Below are 18,319 nucleotides of genomic sequence, written 5' to 3' on the forward strand. Positions count from 1 at the left end.
GATTATGGCACGTTGGGACATGGTCTGGCTCGCATGGAAGTTCGACGGGTCCTGAAATCGCCCTCAGAAATCAATCTTCGGCTACTGGGTCTGCTCGCTGCGGGATCGTGTGCGGTTCTGGTCTCCCTTATCTTCCTTCACCGTAGTTCCCCGCCGCCAAGCGCACGGAGTGAATTCCGCCGGAGAGTGCCTTGCTAGAACTCCGGGAGATGGCGTCGCTGCTCGGCCGGTCGACGAAGCATGCGGAAAGCATCAATGAACGCCGGACAGTGCGGCCCACCTGACGAGCGAACGAGGTTCCGGGTCTATCTCTTTGTCGGGAGTGGGGCGGTTCGGGTCCGTAAGCTTGTCATTGATCGACTCGGACGAGACGCATCTTTGAAAGCCCCCGAATACCGCTTAGATGGATGTCGAATAGGGCTTTTTGAATATCGAACGACAGTTATGGCTGCAAAAATGTGGGGAAAAATGTGGGGGAAAGGCACTCTCGACCGAGAATTAAATATATAAAAATCAATAGTTAATCGATCAGTTCGAATCAAGCCCTGCCACCACCCTCTGGTCCGAGGGCATCTCCTAAAATCGCTGGAAGCCGCAGAAAACCTAGGGTGTTATCCCTCGGTCGTTCCTCTGCATCCCATGCCGTATCACTGCAGCGCAGTGAAAACTGTGGGGAGAATATGAGCGCCTGCAACGCGGCGCTAAGCGCAGGATATCGGCCTGGACGGCGCCAAAGCACTCCCGCTCGTCGAGGCTCACCAGAACGCCAACGAACTCCGCAAGGCGGTCAAGATCGACCGGCGATGTGCTGGCCGAGAGGAAGAGTGAAGCTGCTGCGAAAGTGACATTCCGCGAAGCGGCGCGCCAATATCATAGAGAGAAGGCGGCGGGACGGAAAAGGGCTCTCTATGCGCGCATATCGAATCGGCGTTCGCGGCCGATCGGCAACTGATTGACGAGGCCGCGAACGGGAAGACGCGAAACGCCATACGCGCGATGCAGCTGGAAGCCGAGATGGCGGTGAGCCCGATCATGCGCGGGCGGTCTTTCCGGATAAGCTTTGCCGACTATCGCCAGGATGAGCGGTTCGCAGGCGCCCATCATCCAAACCAACGCATCGATCGACACCTGTTTGTCACAATGAATTCCTAGGGCGCGACCACAACCAGAACATAACTCTCCCCCCGTCGAGATCCAAGGAGCATCCATGAAACGCCTTACCGCCTGCGCGCTTGTCGCGCTGCAATTCGCTGCGCCCGCGATGGCCGCGGCCCAAGGGATGATTCCGGCCGACTCCGAAGGCGTCGAGGGCGAAATGATCATCGTCACGGGCACGCGCGACGCGCGGCGGACCCAGTTCGACACGCTGGCACCGATCGACGTCCTGTCAGGCAAGGCGATCGACAACAGCGTGTCGAACGATCTGTCGGACACGCTGGCGCAGCTCCTGCCCTCGTTCAACGTGCAGCGCCTACCGGCGGCCGACGGTCAGGCGTTTGTCCGCCCCGCGACGCTGCGCGGCCTGTCGCCCGACCAGACGCTCGTTCTCGTCAACGGCAAGCGCTATCACCGTTCGGCCTTGCTCGGCACGCGCGGCGCGCAGGCCGCCGACCTCGCGACCATCCCGAACCTTGCAATCAAGCGGATCGAAGTGCTGCGCGACGGCGCATCGGCGCAATATGGGTCCGACGCCATCGCGGGCGTGATCAACATCATTCTCGACGACCAGCCCGGCATGACCGCCTTCGGCCAATATTCGAGCTATTATGAAGGCGACGGTGAAAGCTACCAGACCGGCGGGCAGGGCGGCGTCGCGCTCGGCGATCGCGGCTCTTTGGTCTTCACGGGCGAATTTTCAAAGTCCGACGCGACCTCGCGCACGCGGCAGCGCCCCGACGCCGAAGCCTTTCAGGCCGCGAACCCGGACCTCGACGTGCCGAACCCGGTGCAGCGTTGGGGCCAGCCCGACCTGCGCTCGGTGCGCGGCGCGGTGAACGCCGATTATGAGATTGCCGACGGCGCGACCGTCTATGCCTTTGGCACGGTCGGCAGCGGGGAGGGGGTGACCGATTTCAACTGGCGCAACCCCGTCGGTACCGGAAACGTCTACAACCCGAGTACGGCATTCCCCGGCTTCAGCTTCCGGGCCCTCTATCCCACGGGCTTCACCCCGCGCTTCGGGACGAAGTACGACGATTTCCAGACCGCCGGCGGTGTGCGCGGCGAGGTTGGCGATGCGTTCACCTATGACCTCAGCGCGGCGCTAGGGCGCAGCCGCATAAATTATAATATGAGCGAATCGCTCAACGCCTCGCTCGGTCCGGACAGTCCAACCAGCTTCTATCTCGGGCGGTTGATACAGCGCGAGTTCAACCTGAACGCCGATTTCGTCTATCGCCTGCCGCTTGGCATGGTCGAGCCTGCGAATATCGCTTTCGGCGCCGAACGGCGCAAGGAGACCTATGCGATCCAGCCCGGCGATCCCGCATCCTATGCGATCGGGCCCGGCGCGGCGACGGGGCTGGCGCCGAACAGCAACGGCTTTCCTGGCTTCAGCCCGCTCAGCGCGGGCGAATGGTCGCAGACCAGCTATGCCGGCTATGTCGATGTCGAAGTCCGACCGGTCGAGATGCTGACGCTCGGCGCGGCGGGGCGTTACGAGGATTTCTCGGCCTTTGGCGACACGTTCAACTACAAGCTGTCGGCGCGCCTCGAACCCGTGACCGGGGTGGCGCTGCGTGCGACCTGGTCGACGGGTTTCCGCGCGCCCACTCCCGCGCAGCTCAATGCTGTGAGTACGAGCCAGGGCCTCGACACGACGACGCTGCAGATTTTCAATACCGGTCGCCTGTCGCCCTCCGATCCGATCGCGGTCGCACTGGGTGCAAAGCCGCTGACGCCCGAGAAATCGCGGACGCTGACGGCGGGCTTGACCTTCCAGTCGGATTTCGGGCTGACGGGCAGCGTCGACGTCTATCAGATCAAGCTGCGCGACCGTTTCGGCCAGTCGAGGACCTTTGCGGTGCCGGCCGATTTGCCGAATCCGCAGCGTTTCACGGCGGTCACCTATTTCACCAATGACTTCGACACGCGCACGCGTGGGGTTGACGTCGTGCTCGCCTATGCGCGCGACCTGGGTCCGGGCAAGGTCGATCTCAGCCTTGCCTATAATTACAACCAGACCCGGGTGACGAGCGGCACAAGCGCGTCGATCGGGAATGAAACGCAACGGGTGCTGTTCGAAGACCGCTTGCCCAAGCATAATGGCACCGCCTCGCTCGGCTATACGATCGGCCGTTTCGGATTGCAGGGCCGCGCGCGCTATTATGGCGCGTGGACCGACGTCAGCGGCAACGCCACGGGCGAGGTCTTCCAGCGCTTCGGATCGATGGTGATGTTCGATCTGTCGGCGAGCGTGCAACTGAACGATCATCTGTCGATCCGCGCCGGGGCCGAGAATATCTTCGACACCTATCCCGACGAGGCGACCAACCAGGCGGTGCGCGGGCTCATCTATTCGCGCAATGCCCCCTATGACACCGACGGCGGCCAATATTATGTTCGCCTCGGGATCACCTTCTGACGCAAAAGGAACGGGCGTGGAGCTGAATCGGAGGCAGATGCTGATGGCCGCCGCGGCTGCTCCGGTGGCGGGGCTGCTCGAAGCCGCGCCGCTGCCGGCAGGCGCCCAGCCCGAAGACGAGGGCTATTGGGCAAAGGTCGCGGCGCAGTACGATGTGATCGATGGCATCATCCAGCTCGAGAATGGCAATTGGGGCATGATGGCGCGGCCCGTGCTCGAGCAATATGAAGCCGCCGTCCGGCGGGTGAACCGCGCGACGAGCTATTATGCGCGCCGCGGGCTCGTCCCCGACCTCATCGCCGTACGCGCGCGCGTCGCGGCAAAGCTGGGTGTGGCGCCCGAGGAAATCGCCTTCACCCGTAACGCGACCGAGGCGCTCAAGGCGCTGATCGGCGGCTATAACCGGCTGCGCTCTGGCGACGCCGTGCTCTATGCCGACCTCGATTACGACAGCATGCAGGCGTGCTGCGACTCGCTCAAGAAGAGCCGCGGCGTCGATGTGGTGCGCATCGCGCTCCCCGAACCCGCAACGCATCAGGGGCTGATCGACAGCTACGAAGCGGCGCTCAAGGCCAATCCCCGCGTCCGCCTGATCCTGCTCACCCACCTCAGTCACCGGACGGGACTGGTCGTTCCGGTCCGCGAAATCGTGGCGATGGCCCGCGCCCGCGGCGTCGATGCGATCGTCGATGCCGCACACAGCTGGGGACAGCTCGATTTCACGCTTCCCGATTTGGATGCCGATTTCGTCGGGCTGAATCTACACAAGTGGATGGGCGCTCCGCTCGGCGTCGGTGCGCTTTATATCCGCAAGGCGAAAGTCGAACTGATCGACCCCGATATTGCTAACGAACCGCCATTTGCGGCGACGAGCCAAGCGCGCGTGCACACGGGCACGGTCGATTTCGCGGCGCAGCTTAGCGTGCCCGCGGCGCTCGATTTCCAGGATCGCATCGGCGATGCGGCGCGCGCGGCGCGCCTGCGCTATTTGCGCGATCGCTGGGCCGAACCGCTGCGCGGCGCGCCGGGGATCGAGATATTGACGCCGGTCGATTCACGCCTGCACGGCGGGATCACATCCTTTCGCCTCGCGGGCCACACAAGCGAGGCGGACAATATGGCCATTGCCAAGCGCCTGCTTGAAGATCACCGGATATTCTCGGTTCATCGCGCCGGACCGGCTCGCGGTGCGTGCGTCCGGATCACACCAGCGTTGTTCAACACGCCGAGCGATATGGACATGCTCATAAAGGCGATATCGACCTTCACTTGATCTTTGCGTTGCCGGGTGCGGCGAATTTGGCGTGCGCGATTCCTGTCAGTGCGCAAGCTCGAGAATTTGCCCTTCCGCCGTCAATCTTGCGCGAAGCTTGTCATAGTCGACATCCTGGACGGCGACCTGGTCGTCGATCGCGAGCGAAGCGGCTGCTGCTGCCGACTGGCCGAGTATCATGAATACCGGCTCCATCCGGATCGAGCCATAGGCGATGTGCGACGCCGACAGCGCGACCGGCACCAGCAGGTTCACGGCCTCGCGCTTCTTCGGCACGATGGCGTCGTAGCTGATCGGATAGGCGCGACCGGGGCTGATCTCGATATTGCCCTCGTTCCGCGCGAAGCCGCGTGCGTCGACGATCCGCTGCACATTATGCGAATCCATGTTGTACGAGCCCATTCCAACCGGCCGCGGCGTCGCCTTGGTGCCGCGCAAATGCGGTTCGGCCATCACGAAGTCCGAAACCATGCGGCGCGCTTCGCGCACATACATTTCGCGTGGCCAATGGCCGGTGCCGGTGAACTCATCCTTGCAGAGCCCCCATTTTGACATTTCCGCGCGGGTTTCTGCGGGCACGTCGGGATCGTTCGCCATGAACCACAGCAACCCTTGCTGATAGGTCGTGTGCTCGCGCGCGATCGCGGCGCGATCGGCATCGCTGCCTTCGGGATAATCATAGTTCATACCGATATTGTCGAATGAGAAGGCGCCGAAATTATTCGTGTCGGTCTTGCCGTTGGGGATACGGTCGAACTTGCGAAAATAGTCGCGATAGCCGGCGTCCATGTAGCGTTTGAGCAGCGTATACTGGCTTGCGTCATAGCCTGCGGGCTTGGGGAAGGGCACGCGGTTCGCAGGCACGTCGGTCAGGCACATACGATAGGTATAGGCCTGGATCTTGCGATCGGCCGTGCCGTCCGGCGCCGGGCGTTCGGCGCTGATCCGGGGCACGAGCCCGCTCGAGGGGTCGCCGGGCACGCGATACGGATCGATGTCGAGCGTGAACTGGTGATTGGTGGTGTTCGCGAGCTGGACGCCGTTGAGCGTCTCGCCATAGGTCGCGTTCGCTTCGCGCCCGATCGCGAAGCTGACGCCGGCGCCGGCCATCAGGTCGCCCTCATAAGTCGCGTCGATGAAGATATGTCCCTCGAAACGCCGGCCCGACTTCGAGCGGAAGGCGACGATACGATTGCCGTCCATCTCGACGCCGCGCTTCGAGCGGTCGAGTGGCTGACTGCGCACGATGGTGACGCCTGCCTGCTTTGCCCAGTCCTCGAAGATCCGTTCGGCGACCTTGGGTTCGAACTGCCACATGGCATCGCCATCGACGAAGTTCTCGGCCCGGGCGGGGCGCGGGGCGTGGACCCAGACCGACGGGTCGTCATAATATCGCTTCACCTTGCGGTAGAATTCGAGCGACAGGCCGCCGATCGCGCGATGGTTGCCGGTGTCGGACCAGCCGAGGCCGTTGGTCGACATGCCGCCGAGATAGTCTTCGCGGCATAGCAGTAGCACCGACCGGTCGAGCCGCCGCGCCTCGATTGCCGCGACAACGCCCCCCGAGGTGCAGCCATAAATGACGATGTCGGCGTGCTGCCGAGCGGAGGCGGTCGAAGCAAAAGCCGCCATCGGCATAAGCCAGGCAGAAGCGATGGCGAGGGCGCGGACGCGTTTGCGGCGCATGGTGATCCTCATCATCAGAAGCTGGCGGCCACGCCGAAGAAGATCCTGCGATCCTCCTGTGCGCTGAACGTCAGGCGATCGGGTTCGCCCAGATACTGACGGTCGATCGCCTTGGTCAGGTTGATGCCCTCGAGGGTCAGGCGAAGATTGGGCGTCAGGTTGATTTGCGCCGACGCGTCGAGCTGTCCCCTCCCAGCGATATAGGTGTTGCCGCCGCTGGCTGCGCCGCCGACCGAGTTCAGATATTTGCTGCGATAGGTATAGGCCGCGCGCACCGAGAAGGTGTCGTCCTCATAATAGCCGATCAGCGTGTAACTGTCGCGCGACAAGCCGGGGAGCGGGAGCCGCTCGCCGGTGATGGCATCGACCAGCGGCGTCGAGCTGTCGACATAGGTGTAGTTCGCCTGGATCCCGAGATTGTCGAACGGAGCCGGCAGGAAGCGGAAGGCATGCTGATAGGCGAGCTCGAAGCCCTTGATGTCGCCATCTTCGCCATTTTGCGGCTGCGATATGTCGAACAGCCCGAACCGCTCCGAAAAACCGGGAATGAACTCGCGGGTCACGGTGTTCACCGTGAAGGAATCGACCTTCTTGTAGAAGACGGCACCGGTGAGCGAACTCGAAGGGGCGAAATACCATTCGAGGGTGGCGTCAAATTGCGTCGCCTCGAATGGCCGGAGATTGGGATTGCCGCGCGAGCCGGTCATGCTGACGGTGTTGGGTACGAAGCTCGCGCTGACCTGATTGAGACCCGGCCTGGCAACGACCTCCGCCCCGGCCAAGCGCAGCGTCAGATCGTCGTTGAAGTCGATCGACAGGTTGGCGCTGGGCAGCCAATAGCCGAAATCGGCCTTGATCATCGTCGTGGCGGTCGGCGACAGAAATCCCTTTGTCGCGCGCGCCGTGCTGACATAGCGCATGCCGGCGTTGCCCGAATAATGCAGGCCCCCGATATCGCCTTCGAAATTGCCCTTCACATAGGCGCCCAGCGTATCCTGCCTGACGTCCTTGATCGAGGTCGGGCCGACGGTGATCGTCGTGTCGTAGGGATCGGGTCTCGCAAGGCCCAGCGCGTCGCGCGCGGTCCATTTGTCGAGCGTGCCGCCCAAAAGATCGCGGGGAAAGCTGCCGTCGGCGCCCGGGAAAAAGGCACCATAGTCCTTGCCGTAGCTGAGCCCGGGTAGCTCGTCGACGGTCAGGATGCCGTCGCCGTTCGCATCGCCGGCCGCGAGCAGGCTGGCGGCGACGGGCAGATTCTGCGGATCGGCGGCGAGCAGCTCGACACGCTCGTAGCGTACCCCGGTCTCTACCGAGGACAGGATGCCCCACTCGGTCTGATACTCCCAGTCCAGCCGCCCGTCATAGCCGCTGTTTTCGGTCACCGCGTCATAGTCGAAGATCGACAGCAGCTGATATTGCGAAGGGTCGTTCGGGTTGAAATTGGCATCGATCGATAGGTCCGGCACCGGATTGCCGCCCCTGAAATCATAACTCGCGTTCGCCGTGTTTCCCGCGCGCGGCACGACCACATAAGTGAATGAGGCGCCCGGCCCGCCGTCGCTGCCTTTGCCATGCGCATAGGACATGTCGAAGCTCACGCGGGCGCGGTCGCTTTCCCATTTCACCGATCCGCCCAGCAGGGTCGATTTGAGGTCGGTGGGCTCGTCATAGATCAGCGGCCGGATGGTCACGCCGGTGAAGGTGCCGGCGACGACCGTATCGCTCTCGTTCACGATCGCATCGGTGTCATTATTGTTGAACAACACTTGGTAATTGACACTGTTGCGCTGGCGCTTGAGGTGGTTGAAGGTCGCGTCGAGGATGATTTCGAGCGTGTCGGTGGGGCGCCACTGCGCGGTGCCGTTCACCGTCAGCCGCTGTTCGGCGCGGTTGAAGATGCGCGCCATGAAGCGGTTCGGGCGGTACAGGCCCGGATCATCCACGCCGTCACCATCGCCGTCGACCGCGCCGGTCTGCGTCCAGCCGCCGGCATCGAACGAATGGCCCTGCGTCTTCGTGTCCGAATAGGCGATGCTGGCGAGCAGGCCGAAACGCTCGCCGAAACTCTTCGAGACCATCGCCGAACCGCGATAGCCGACATGGTCGGCCTGATCGGCATGGGCGCCCTGGAGGCGTCCGGCGGCGACGAAGTCCTTGAGGTCGAGTGGGCGCTTGGTCTTGAGGTTCACCGTCGCGCCGAGCGCACCCTCCGGCATGTCGGCGGTGGGCGATTTGATGACGAGGATGGAGGAGATGATCTCGGGGCTCACCGATTCCAGCGCCGCGTTGCCGCCGTTGCCGGGCCCGATATAGTTGCGTCCGTTGATCTCGAGCCGGTTCTGCGAAATCCCGCGCACGGTGAAGTTCGATCCATCACCCTCGCGCCGGCTGATCTGGACGCCCGTCACGCGACTCATCGCTTCCGCCACATTCTGGTCGGGCATCTTGCCGATGTCCTGTGCGGTGATGACGTCGACGATCGACTGCGCTTCGCGCTTGACGTCGATCGATTCCTGAAGCGACGCGCGGATACCGGTGACGACGATATCCTCGCTGGCTGGCGTGTCCACTGCCGGACCGGGGAATTGTTGCGCGGGGGCCTGCGCTCCGCCTGCCTGATCCTGCGGGGCGGCGGCGAGGTGGCGCTGCGCGACCACCGCGCGGCGCTTCAGCACGAAGGCGTTGCCGACCTTGACCGGGACGAGATTTGTGCCGGACAGGAGCATTCGCAGCGCCGCGGCAACCTCCATCGATCCCTTGACGCGATTGACCTGCAAGCCTTCGGTAAGGGCCCCGGGAGCCAGGACCTGAATACCGGCCTGATGCGCGAACATCGGGATACCGGTGCGCGCGGGCTGCGCGGGAACGTCAAAGCGCCGGACCTGCGCGGCGGCTTCGGCGGGCGAAGCCACGCCGCATATGATCGCGGCAGCGGTCACCAGCAAATGAATACGCGCGTGCGTCATCCGATCCTCCCCGTTTTTATCGGGCGCCCTATTTCCGGTACGCTCTTGATAACAAGAGTCCGCGTCGTCGGATTTCCGTCAGGGTAACGGGTTCTTTTTTCGCGCCAGCCGGATCTCTGTGGGGGTGGTGGTGACGGCGACGTCGAGCGAGGCGGCCAACGTCGCAGCGAAATCGGCGGGGCGGTCGATCTGGAAAAGCCCCACCAGCCGCTGGCCCGCCAGATCCGGGTCCGCGATCACCAACTGCCGGCGATTGTACCGGTTGAACTGTTCGACCGCGCTGCCCAGCGTCTCGTTCTCCAGCGAGATCTCGCCGCTGCGCCACGCCAGCGATCGCTCGATTGCGGCGGGCTCGGTCGCGACTTCGGGCGCGGCCGCGCCGGGCCGGAAGATGGCGTATTGCCCCGCCTCCAGAATCGTCATCGTCCCGCCGCTATCGGTCGGCCAGGCGGCGACACTCCCTTCGGTGACGGCGACGCGCACGCCGCTGTTTGTGCGGCTCACCGAGAAGGCGGTGCCGACCGCGCGCACCTGGGCGATGCCGGCATCGACGACGAAGGGGCGCTTGCGATCCTTGGCGACCTGAAACCAGGCCTGTCCTTCCTGGAGCGCGATGCGGCGGCTGTCGTCCACCATGGCGACGCGCAAACTGCTGCTGGTGTCGATTGTCGCGACCGAACCATCGGCGAGCGGCAGCCGCCGGATCTCGCCGCGGGCGGTTGTCACGCGCTCTACCATCAGGTGAGGCCAGGCGACGATTCCGGCAATCCCCGCCGCCATCGCGCCGACGGCGCCCGCGAGGAGCCAGCGCCGCGTCGGGGTCGCCGGGGAAGGGGCGTGTGCGAAGTCGATCGGCGCGCCTCCCGTCACCGCACGGTCGATCACGCTCAACCCCGCCTGCGCGCGGAGCAGCGCACCGGCGTGGCGGTGATCCTGCGCCAACCATGCCTCGAGCTCGGCGCGTTCGGCCGCATCGAGCGGATGACGCAGCGCCCAGGCGGCGGCGGTCTCTTCAGCGTGATCGCGCATGCGCAGCACCTCCATCCGACAATCTTTCCCGCTCGGGTTCGGGCTCGGTGATCAGCTTCAGGATCGCGCGCAGGCTGCGGCTCGCGTCATTCTCGACCACAGCCTCGCTCACGCCCATCGCCGCCGCAATTTCCTTCTGGGTCAGCCCTTCAACCCGGCGCATGAGGAAAATCCGCCGGGCGCGCTCGGGCAGGGTGGAGATTGCTGCCTGTACGCGTTCGAGTTCCTGACGTGCGGCGGCGAACCGTTCGGGCGAGAGCTGGTCGCTTTCCGGTTCGGCATCGAAGGCTTCCGCCAGCGCTTCGATCCGGACGACCCGTGCGTGCTTGCGCTGCCGCTGCGCCAGGTTGCGGGCCATGGTGAACAGATAGGCGCGCGGCGTCGTGACGTGCGCGACGTCATCGAGCTGGGCAAGGCGACAATAACATTCCTGCACGATGTCCTCCACGTCGGCTGCAGCGACAAGCCGCCGCCGCAGCCATAGCCGCAGGTCGCGTTCGTGCGGCAGGATCTCGCGTCCCACCCAATCGGCTAGCGCCTCGCGTTCCGTCGTTTCGCTCCTCTCACCCTCTAAGAGGCCCGACCGCGATGTTTCCGTCAACCGCGATGCTGAATCGGGTTACTTTCGTTTCGTGAGAGCGGTCTCCTGCGCCGCTTCAAACAATCGTTCTAAACTGCCAAAAATGATAGTCGATCGCCGACGCGGAGGTCTTCGCTTCGATAAGAGTCAAAATGAAGTTGACAGCGGCACGCGGGCCTGACATTTCGATATTATTCGAAATAAGGAATCGCCCGTGCAAGCCGACGCTGCCATCAATGCCCTGGGGGCTCTCGCGCAGGAACACCGTCTCGCCCTGTTTCGCTTGCTTGTGCAGGCGGGCGAGCGCGGGCTTGCTGCCGGTGCGATCGCCAAAAAACTCGGCATACCGAACAGCTCGCTGTCCTTTCATCTGTCGCAGCTGCGCGCGGCCGGACTCGTTCTGCAGGAACGACAGCATCGCTCGATCATCTATCGCGCCAACTATCCGGCGATGAACGCGCTCGTCGCCTATCTCATGGAAAATTGCTGTGCCGGTGCCGCCGATTGCGGTGCGGGTTCGGCCTGTGAAACGCTCGCAGCGGAAAGGAAAAGTGCATGAAGCGTCTGCATGTCCATGTCGGTGTCGAGAATCTCGACGCCTCAATCGGCTTCTATTCGACTATGTTCGGTGCCGAGCCGACCGTCGTAAAGGACGATTATGCCAAATGGATGCTCGACGACCCGCGCGTCAATTTTGCGATCTCCGCGGGCAATCATGCGCGGAAGGGCATCGAACATCTCGGCATTCAGGCGGAAAGCGCCGAAGAACTTGGCGAGGTTTACGGGCGCCTGAAAGCTGCCGACGGGCCGGTCCTCGAAGAAGGGCGGACCACCTGCTGCTACGCCAAGTCCGAGAAGAGCTGGATTGCCGATCCCGACGGGATCGTTTGGGAAGCCTTCTTCACCGATGGCGAGGCGACAACCTATGGCGACAGCCCCGCGCTCGACCAGCTTGCGAGCAATGATGCGGGTTCGACCTGCTGCGTTCCCAAGTCGGTCGGTGCGGCATGACCCGGCCCTTCAATGTCCTTTTTCTTTGTACGGGCAATTCGGCGCGTTCGATTCTGTCCGAAGCAATATTGAACCGCGAAGGCGAGGGGCGGTTTCAGGCCTTTTCGGCAGGCAGCTTTCCGAAGGGCGAGGTACATCCTGCCGCCTTGGCGCTGCTCGGCGAACTCGGCTATCCGACCGATGGCCTTCGCTCGAAGGGTTGGGACGAGTTTGCCCTCCCCGACGCGCCGCCGCTCGATCTTATTTTCACGGTCTGCGACAATGCCGCCGGCGAAATCTGTCCGGTCTGGCCCGGCAAGCCGGTCACGGCGCATTGGGGTATCGAAGATCCGGCAGCCGTCGAGGGCGAAGGCCAGCGCGAGGCCTTCTGGCAAGCCTATCTCGCGCTCAAACGGCGGATCGACCTGCTGCTCGCGCTGCCGCTCGCGAGCCTAGACGAGCTCAGCCTCGCCGAGCGGCTGCGCGCGATCGGAAAAACGGCCGATACGGAGACGACGCTTGGGTGAAGCGTCGTTGGCGCGCCGGATAGCGGCCGAAGGACTGGGGGCTTTCTTTCTTTTCGCCTGCGTCATCGGTTCGGGCATCATGGCAGAGGTGCTTTCGGGCGGGAACGACGGCTTGGCCTTGCTCGCCAATATGATTGCGACCGGTGCGATCCTGTTTGTCCTGATTACCGCACTGGGCCCGATTTCGGGCGCGCATTTCAATCCGGCGGTCACGCTTGTTGGCGCGTTGCGGCGCGAGCTGACGTGGCGGGACGCCGGCGCCTATGTCGCGGCGCAACTCGCATTCGGCATCGTCGGAGCGTGGGCGGCGCATCTGATGTTCGACCTGCCGATCGTGCAATTCTCGGTGAAGGTACGAACGGGAGTCGGCCAATGGGTTGGCGAATTCGTTGCGACATTCGGGCTTTTGCTGACGATCCTCGGGACCGCGCGATACCGGCCCCGGGCAGTCGCGGGGTCGGTCGCGCTCTATATCGCTGCGGCTTATTGGTTCACGTCATCGACGAGCTTCGCCAATCCCGCAATCACCGTGGCGCGGAGCCTGTCGGACACATTTGCGGGCATCGCGCCGCACGACGTGCCCGGCTTTGTCGCCGCACAAATTGCCGGGGCGATGTCGGCCTTTGCCGTCGCGGGCTTTCTGTTCGCTGGTCCGGCGACGGCGTCCGCCATCTCTCCTGCCCCCGCCGAAAAATGACGGGCCGCGACAATTCTCCCGGGTTCGTTTGTTCGCACGAGAGCCTCGATCGGCTATGCCGTTCTTGCGACGCCGTAACAGGATTGTCCTTTTTCCAAGCTAGGGGCCGCAGATGCTGAAATTCTCCGCTTCCGTCGATCGACGCGCTTTCACGTCCGGTCTGACCTCGCTGGCCTTTTCGGGACTGGCATTGAGCGGCTGCGCGACGTCGAGCGCACCGCGCTCGGCAGGGGCTCCGGGCTACGGTGCGCTCGAGCCCGACCCCGGCGGGCTGCTCGATCTGCCGCGCGGCTTTTCCTACCGGGTCATCTCGCAGCTCGGCGAGCGGATGGACGATGGCCTGCGCGCCCCCGACCGTGCCGACGGTATGGGGGCGTTCCATATCGACAGGAATCGGGTCGCGCTCGTCCGCAACCATGAGTTGCAGCCGAAACATGCCGGGGTCGGCCCGTTCGCTTCGCCCTCGCGGACGGGTGGCGGATACGGGCGGGGAGCCGATGGCGGCTGGTTGCCCGGCGGAACGACGACATTGGTCTATGATCAGCGCAGCGGGCGGGTCGAGCGGCAGCATCTCAGTCTGGTCGGCACGATCCGCAATTGCGCGGGCGGCATCACGCCGTGGGGGAGCTGGCTCAGCTGCGAGGAGGACGTCTCGCGCGCGGGGAAGGGGCTGACGCAGGATCATGGATGGGTCTTCGAGGTTCCTGCGGCCCATCCCGGCCTCGTCGAAGCGGTGCCGCTGCGCGCCATGGGCCGCTTCAACCATGAGGCCGCCGCCGTCGATCCGCGAACCGGTATCGTCTATCTGACCGAGGATCGCGACGACAGCCTCTTCTATCGTTTCCTTCCGGAGCGGCGAGGCGAGCTGGTGCGCGGCGGCCGGCTCCAGGCGCTCGCTTTCGCCAATCGGGACCGCGGCACCGACAGTCGAAACTGGACGGCGCCGGATCTCGCCGCAGGCGAGTGGATCGCGGCGCGGTGGATCGATCTCGACGGCGTCGACAGCGCGAACGACGACCTGCGTCATCGCGGTCATGCGCAGGGAGCGGTCCGGTTCGCGCGCGGGGAGGGCATCCACTTCGGCGACGGGGAGCTTTATTTCTGCTGCACGTCGGGCGGAGCGGCGAAGCTCAGTCAGGTCATGCGCTATCGTCCCTCGCCGCACGAGGGGCAGGAAGGCGAGGGCGCAAGCCCGGGCCGGCTTCAGCTATTCGTCGAATCCACGGATTCGGCGATGCTCAATTTCGGGGACAACATCACCATCGCGCCGACCGGACACCTCATCATTTGCGAGGATCAATATACCGAGACCGTCGACAATCATCTTCGTGGCATCACCCCCGACGGGCAGGTCTACGCCTTCGCCCGATTGCATGCGCAGACGGAACTTGCCGGCGCCTGCTTCTCCCCAGACGGCCGGACGATGTTCGCGAACGTTTACAGCCCAGCAAAGACGCTCGCGATCACGGGCCCTTGGGGCAAGGTGCGGGCATGACCCTTCAAACGAGGTTACCGAACGTCCGCTATTTATCTTGTCGGGCTGGAAGAGGACGGTCCGCAACCGGCCAGCGGCCGTCGACTATCCCGTGTCAGTGCGGCACCGCTCCGAGCTCGAACCCGGTCTTGTCGTGGAGGGCAAATTTATCGACGATGTCGGCGCTGGCGCGATTGTAACCGACGACCTCGACCGTGCGGCCTTCGCGGCGCAGGCGCGCGATGATCTTGTCGAGCGCGCCGACGCCCGGCGCGGAAAAATATCAGCGCATCGCCCAGACGATGGGCTTGCCGCGCGACAATCACTGACGCCGACGGGAGGCGAGGAAACTATGGCCCACTGGCGGACGATCGACCGCGGCATTCGCGACCGTCTCGGCGAAGGTGCGCTGTGGAGCGCGCGCGACAATGCGGTCTATTGGGTCGATATTCTCGCGCCGGCGCTCAACCGGCTTTCGCTTGCCGGCGGCGCGATCGAGCGCTGGGATATGCCCGAACCGCTCGGCTGGGTCGTGCAGAACCGTAACGGAGAGCTGATCGGGGGATTCCAGAGCGGTTTTGCCCTGATTTCGCTCGATCCGTTCGCGGTTCGCCCGATCGCCGACCCCGAGCCGCATTTGCCCGGAAACCGCATGAACGACGGCAAGGCCGACCGTCACGGCGCGATCTGGTGCGGCACGATGGACATGGCCGAACGCGACGCATGCGGCTCGCTCTACCGCCTGGCGCCGGACGGAGGGTGGCGGGTCATGGACAGCGGCTATCTGGTTCCCAACGGCCCTGCCTTTTCGCCGTGCGGTCGTTGGCTCTATCATTCCGATACGGCGCGCCGGACGATCTATCGCTTCGAACTCACCGAAACCGATATCAGCAACAAGCAGCCGTTCATCCTTTTCGCGGAGGAGGAGGGCTATCCCGATGGTATGACGACCGACGGCGAAGGCTATCTGTGGGTCGCCCATTGGGACGGGGGGCGTATCAGCCGCTTTTCGCCCGAAGGCCGGCTGGATCGCGCGATCGCTTTGCCAGCTCGGCGCGTCACCAGCATCTGCTTCGCGGGCGAAGCACTGGACCGCATGTTCGTGACCTCCGCCGCGACAGACCTGCCGCCATCGATCCATGACGGGGCTCTGTTCGAGGTGGAAGCTGGGGTTTCAGGAATCCCGACCGGAACTTACGGCGGCTGATATGGCCCCGTTCGAGACCGCGGTTAATCTGCCGGAGTCGGCGATTGCCGCGACAGAGGGGGGACTGGAGCCCTCGATGGCCAAAATGGGGTGGTCGAACAAGGGGTAGACCGTCAGAAATGTGGGGGTGGACTCATATTTCGAGATGAAATTATATAAATATCAATATTTTAATATACGATACAAGATCTGCCACCATCCTCCACGAAAACAAGATCGCACCGGCGTGTCCTCGCTGGCCAGCATCGGCACGCGATGCGGACGGGGGCTCTTGATGTATCGGCGCGTGTCCAGCATTCTCGAGGCATGAACAGGAAATCCAGCCAGCGTCCCAAGGGGCTGCGCCAATTCATGAATTCCGATCAGCAGGGTGCGTGGCTGGAGGGGAGGGCAGAAGTGGCCGACGCCGGGGAGCGGCAGGATTCGATCGAGCAGCGGATGAAATATGCGCCGCGTTTCCAGAAGCTGCTTCGCCGGCCGCAGGCGCCCGACCTCTTCGGGATTCTGGAGCAATACGGCCGGACCTGCATAGCCGTGCCGCGCGCGACCGAGCGATATTATTGGTCGGTTTCCTGCCTGCCGTCCACCTCGGACAAGCCCTTGGTGCGCATCAACGCGAGCTGGATGGAGCTGTTCACGCTATACGCCGACGGCGACGGTCTTCGTGCCCGGTTCATTGTCCATCTTTCGGATTGCACGACCGACGGGTCGCTCGTGCCGGAGGCGATCGACCGGGCTTTTCTCGAACAGAGCGTGCTGACGCCTGGGGACCTGAGCTATTCGTTTCCGGCTGGCTCGGACATCTTCATCGTCAAGATACGCGGCGCTTCTTCCATCCGCGACTTCCTCGCGGTCCCGCGCGCGCTGCGCGCTGTCCGGCGTTTCAATCTGACCCATATGAACCGCGGCAGGAACGCCTATCAGGCCAGCCATTCCTATAGCGTTGCCGATTATATGCTGGGGGAGGGTGCTCCCTGACATGCGGTGATCGGCGCGGGCGGCGGCGGCCGCCCGCGCGCGGCATCAGTGGCGTCCGAGTTCGTCGCGGCCGACGACCATATAGTGGACCTCGTCGGGGCCGTCGGCGAAGCGCAGGTGGCGCACGTCGGCGTAAAGGTCGGCGAGCGGAGTCCAGTGCGAGATGCCCGTCGCGCCGTGGATCTGGATCGCCTGGTCGATGATCTGACAGACGCGTTCGGGGACCATCGCCTTCGCCATGCTGACCCACACGCGCGCCTCACGATTGCCGAGCAGGTCCATCGCCTTTGCCGCCTTGAGCACGATCAGGCGCATCGCCTCGATCTCGACGCGGGCGCGGGCGATCACTTCCAGATTCTTGCCAAGCTGCGACAGCGGGCGTCCGAAGGCGGTGCGCGAATTGCCGCGCTTCACCATCAGGTCGAGCGCGACCTCAGCCTTGCCGATCGTGCGCATGCAATGGTGGATGCGGCCCGGGCCGAGGCGCATCTGCGAAATCTCGAACCCGCGCCCCTCGCCGAGCAGGATATTTTCGCGGGGGACGCGGACATTGTCGAAGCGCATGTGCATATGCCCCTGCGGCGCATGGTCGGCGCCGAACACGCGCATCGGGCCGAGCACCTGCACGCCGGGTGTGTCCATCGGCACCAGAATCTGCGAATGCTGGCCCTTGCGTGAGGCTTCGGGGTTGGTCTTCAGCATGCAGATCAGGATTTTGCAGCGCGGATCGCCGGCGCCGCTGATGAAATATTTCTCGCCATTGATGACCCATTCGTCGCCTTCGAGCACCGCGCTCGTTTCGAGGTTGCTCGCGTCGGACGAGGCGACGCCGGGTTCGGTCATCACATAGGCCGAACGGATTTCGCCGTTCAGAAGGGGCTTGAGCCAGCGTTCCTTCTGTTCGGGCGTGCCGACCATTTCGAGCACTTCCATATTGCCGGTATCGGGCGCCGAACAGTTCAGCGATTCGGATGCGAGCGGCGACTTGCCGAGCTCGGCAGCGATATAGGCATAGTCGAGGTTGGAGAGCGGGGTGCCGGTGTCACCGTGCGGGAGGAAGAAATTCCACAGGCCCGCCGCCTTCGCCTTGTTCTTCGCGCCCTCGAGCAGCTCGAGCTGTCCCGGCGCCCAGCTCCAGCGATCGGCGCGGCCTTCGCCGAGCCGGAAGAACTCTTCGGTGATCGGATCGACATTGTCGGCGATGTGGCGCTTCACTGCCTCGAAGAGCGGCTGCGCTTCCTTCGACATGCGCAGGTCGTTGAGTTCGGCCTGAAGTTCGATTTCGGTCATGTGGGTCTCCAGCAGGTTTCGCCGGAGACGGTAGCGACA

15 protein-coding genes and 1 pseudogene are annotated in these 18,319 nt (G+C 63.9%); 9 read left to right on the forward strand and 7 right to left on the reverse strand.

The window, feature by feature from the left end; genetic code table 11:
* Positions 1-906 precede the first annotated feature (906 nt).
* The gene (locus FG95_RS20700) at positions 907-1,128 is read right to left on the reverse strand and encodes a hypothetical protein (RefSeq protein ID WP_037553498.1); all 222 of its coding nucleotides are present in this window, start codon (positions 1,126-1,128) and stop codon (positions 907-909) included.
* Between the two features lie 79 nt (positions 1,129-1,207).
* Here FG95_RS20700 and FG95_RS01715 point away from each other — a divergent pair, with 79 nt between their 5' ends.
* Positions 1,208-3,583 (forward strand): TonB-dependent receptor plug domain-containing protein, encoded by a 2,376-nt coding sequence (locus FG95_RS01715; protein ID WP_037553500.1) that lies wholly within the window; start codon positions 1,208-1,210, stop codon positions 3,581-3,583.
* A 16-nt stretch (positions 3,584-3,599) separates the two neighbouring features.
* On the forward strand, positions 3,600-4,856 hold the full coding sequence (locus tag FG95_RS01720; RefSeq protein ID WP_235211419.1) for an aminotransferase class V-fold PLP-dependent enzyme: 1,257 nt from the start codon (positions 3,600-3,602) through the stop codon (positions 4,854-4,856).
* 45 nt (positions 4,857-4,901) lie between these two features.
* On the opposite strand, the gene FG95_RS01725 is transcribed toward FG95_RS01720, so the two are convergent.
* The 4 genes from FG95_RS01725 to FG95_RS01740 all read right to left on the reverse strand — a co-directional run bounded on the left by FG95_RS01725 (position 4,902) and on the right by FG95_RS01740 (position 11,060).
* The gene (locus tag FG95_RS01725) at positions 4,902-6,542 is read right to left on the reverse strand and encodes an FAD-dependent oxidoreductase (RefSeq protein WP_235211420.1); all 1,641 of its coding nucleotides are present in this window, start codon (positions 6,540-6,542) and stop codon (positions 4,902-4,904) included.
* A 14-nt stretch (positions 6,543-6,556) separates the two neighbouring features.
* Positions 6,557-9,508: a TonB-dependent receptor gene (locus FG95_RS01730; protein ID WP_037553504.1), complete on the reverse strand. Its 2,952-nt coding sequence runs from the start codon at positions 9,506-9,508 to the stop codon at positions 6,557-6,559.
* Between the two features lie 78 nt (positions 9,509-9,586).
* Positions 9,587-10,552 (reverse strand): FecR family protein, encoded by a 966-nt coding sequence (locus FG95_RS01735; protein ID WP_235211421.1) that lies wholly within the window; start codon positions 10,550-10,552, stop codon positions 9,587-9,589.
* A complete protein-coding gene (locus FG95_RS01740) occupies positions 10,521-11,060 on the reverse strand; it encodes an RNA polymerase sigma factor (protein WP_037553505.1) in 540 nt (179 codons plus the stop codon). The genes FG95_RS01735 and FG95_RS01740 overlap by 32 nt, the downstream gene beginning before the upstream one ends.
* Positions 11,061-11,331: 271 nt before the next feature.
* Here FG95_RS01740 and FG95_RS01745 point away from each other — a divergent pair, with 271 nt between their 5' ends.
* The 5 genes from FG95_RS01745 (at position 11,332) to FG95_RS01765 (ending at position 14,826) form a co-directional block, all read left to right on the forward strand.
* Positions 11,332-11,676 carry an ArsR/SmtB family transcription factor gene (locus tag FG95_RS01745; RefSeq protein WP_037553508.1) on the forward strand — a complete coding sequence of 115 codons (345 nt, stop codon included), beginning with the start codon at positions 11,332-11,334 and terminating at the stop codon, positions 11,674-11,676.
* Positions 11,673-12,128 carry an ArsI/CadI family heavy metal resistance metalloenzyme gene (locus FG95_RS01750; protein WP_037553509.1) on the forward strand — a complete coding sequence of 152 codons (456 nt, stop codon included), beginning with the start codon at positions 11,673-11,675 and terminating at the stop codon, positions 12,126-12,128. The genes FG95_RS01745 and FG95_RS01750 overlap by 4 nt, the downstream gene beginning before the upstream one ends.
* Positions 12,125-12,634 carry an arsenate reductase ArsC gene (locus tag FG95_RS01755; protein WP_037553510.1) on the forward strand — a complete coding sequence of 170 codons (510 nt, stop codon included), beginning with the start codon at positions 12,125-12,127 and terminating at the stop codon, positions 12,632-12,634. Before FG95_RS01750 ends, FG95_RS01755 begins: the two co-directional genes overlap by 4 nt.
* A complete protein-coding gene (locus FG95_RS01760; RefSeq protein ID WP_200880128.1) occupies positions 12,627-13,331 on the forward strand; it encodes an aquaporin in 705 nt (234 codons plus the stop codon). Before FG95_RS01755 ends, FG95_RS01760 begins: the two co-directional genes overlap by 8 nt.
* Before the next feature lie 112 nt (positions 13,332-13,443).
* Positions 13,444-14,826: an alkaline phosphatase PhoX gene (locus FG95_RS01765; RefSeq protein WP_037553511.1), complete on the forward strand. Its 1,383-nt coding sequence runs from the start codon at positions 13,444-13,446 to the stop codon at positions 14,824-14,826.
* A 94-nt stretch (positions 14,827-14,920) separates the two neighbouring features.
* On the opposite strand, the pseudogene FG95_RS21005 reads toward FG95_RS01765, so the two are convergent.
* Positions 14,921-15,076 (reverse strand): annotated as a pseudogene (locus tag FG95_RS21005) (sodium-independent anion transporter); the annotation flags it as partial.
* Positions 15,077-15,157: 81 nt separating this feature from the next.
* Here FG95_RS21005 and FG95_RS01770 point away from each other — a divergent pair.
* Both FG95_RS01770 and FG95_RS01775 read left to right on the forward strand, forming a co-directional pair.
* Positions 15,158-16,012 carry an SMP-30/gluconolactonase/LRE family protein gene (locus FG95_RS01770; protein WP_037553567.1) on the forward strand — a complete coding sequence of 285 codons (855 nt, stop codon included), beginning with the start codon at positions 15,158-15,160 and terminating at the stop codon, positions 16,010-16,012.
* Positions 16,013-16,318: 306 nt separating this feature from the next.
* The gene (locus FG95_RS01775) at positions 16,319-16,990 is read left to right on the forward strand and encodes a hypothetical protein (RefSeq protein WP_037553512.1); all 672 of its coding nucleotides are present in this window, start codon (positions 16,319-16,321) and stop codon (positions 16,988-16,990) included.
* 45 nt (positions 16,991-17,035) lie between these two features.
* Here FG95_RS01775 and FG95_RS01780 read toward each other — a convergent pair whose 3' ends face one another.
* Positions 17,036-18,280, reverse strand: a complete 1,245-nt coding sequence (locus tag FG95_RS01780; protein ID WP_037553513.1) for an acyl-CoA dehydrogenase family protein — start codon at positions 18,278-18,280, stop codon at positions 17,036-17,038.
* Positions 18,281-18,319: the final 39 nt, after the last annotated feature.

The sequence above is a fragment of the Sphingopyxis sp. LC363 genome (assembly GCF_000756385.1).
Classification (GTDB): Bacteria; Pseudomonadota; Alphaproteobacteria; order Sphingomonadales; family Sphingomonadaceae; genus Sphingopyxis.

Coding starts and splice junctions, on each gene's coding strand:
- FG95_RS01715 (WP_037553500.1), top strand. CDS start 1,208: ATGAAACGCCTTACCGCCTGCGCGCTTGTCGCGCTGCAATTCGCTGCG.
- FG95_RS01725 (WP_235211420.1), bottom strand. CDS start 6,542: ATGCGCCGCAAACGCGTCCGCGCCCTCGCCATCGCTTCTGCCTGGCTT.
- FG95_RS01730 (WP_037553504.1), bottom strand. CDS start 9,508: ATGACGCACGCGCGTATTCATTTGCTGGTGACCGCTGCCGCGATCATA.
- FG95_RS01735 (WP_235211421.1), bottom strand. CDS start 10,552: ATGGAGGTGCTGCGCATGCGCGATCACGCTGAAGAGACCGCCGCCGCC.
- FG95_RS01750 (WP_037553509.1), top strand. CDS start 11,673: ATGAAGCGTCTGCATGTCCATGTCGGTGTCGAGAATCTCGACGCCTCA.
- FG95_RS01755 (WP_037553510.1), top strand. CDS start 12,125: ATGACCCGGCCCTTCAATGTCCTTTTTCTTTGTACGGGCAATTCGGCG.
- FG95_RS01765 (WP_037553511.1), top strand. CDS start 13,444: ATGCTGAAATTCTCCGCTTCCGTCGATCGACGCGCTTTCACGTCCGGT.
- FG95_RS01770 (WP_037553567.1), top strand. CDS start 15,158: ATGGCCCACTGGCGGACGATCGACCGCGGCATTCGCGACCGTCTCGGC.
- FG95_RS01775 (WP_037553512.1), top strand. CDS start 16,319: ATGAACAGGAAATCCAGCCAGCGTCCCAAGGGGCTGCGCCAATTCATG.
- FG95_RS01780 (WP_037553513.1), bottom strand. CDS start 18,280: ATGACCGAAATCGAACTTCAGGCCGAACTCAACGACCTGCGCATGTCG.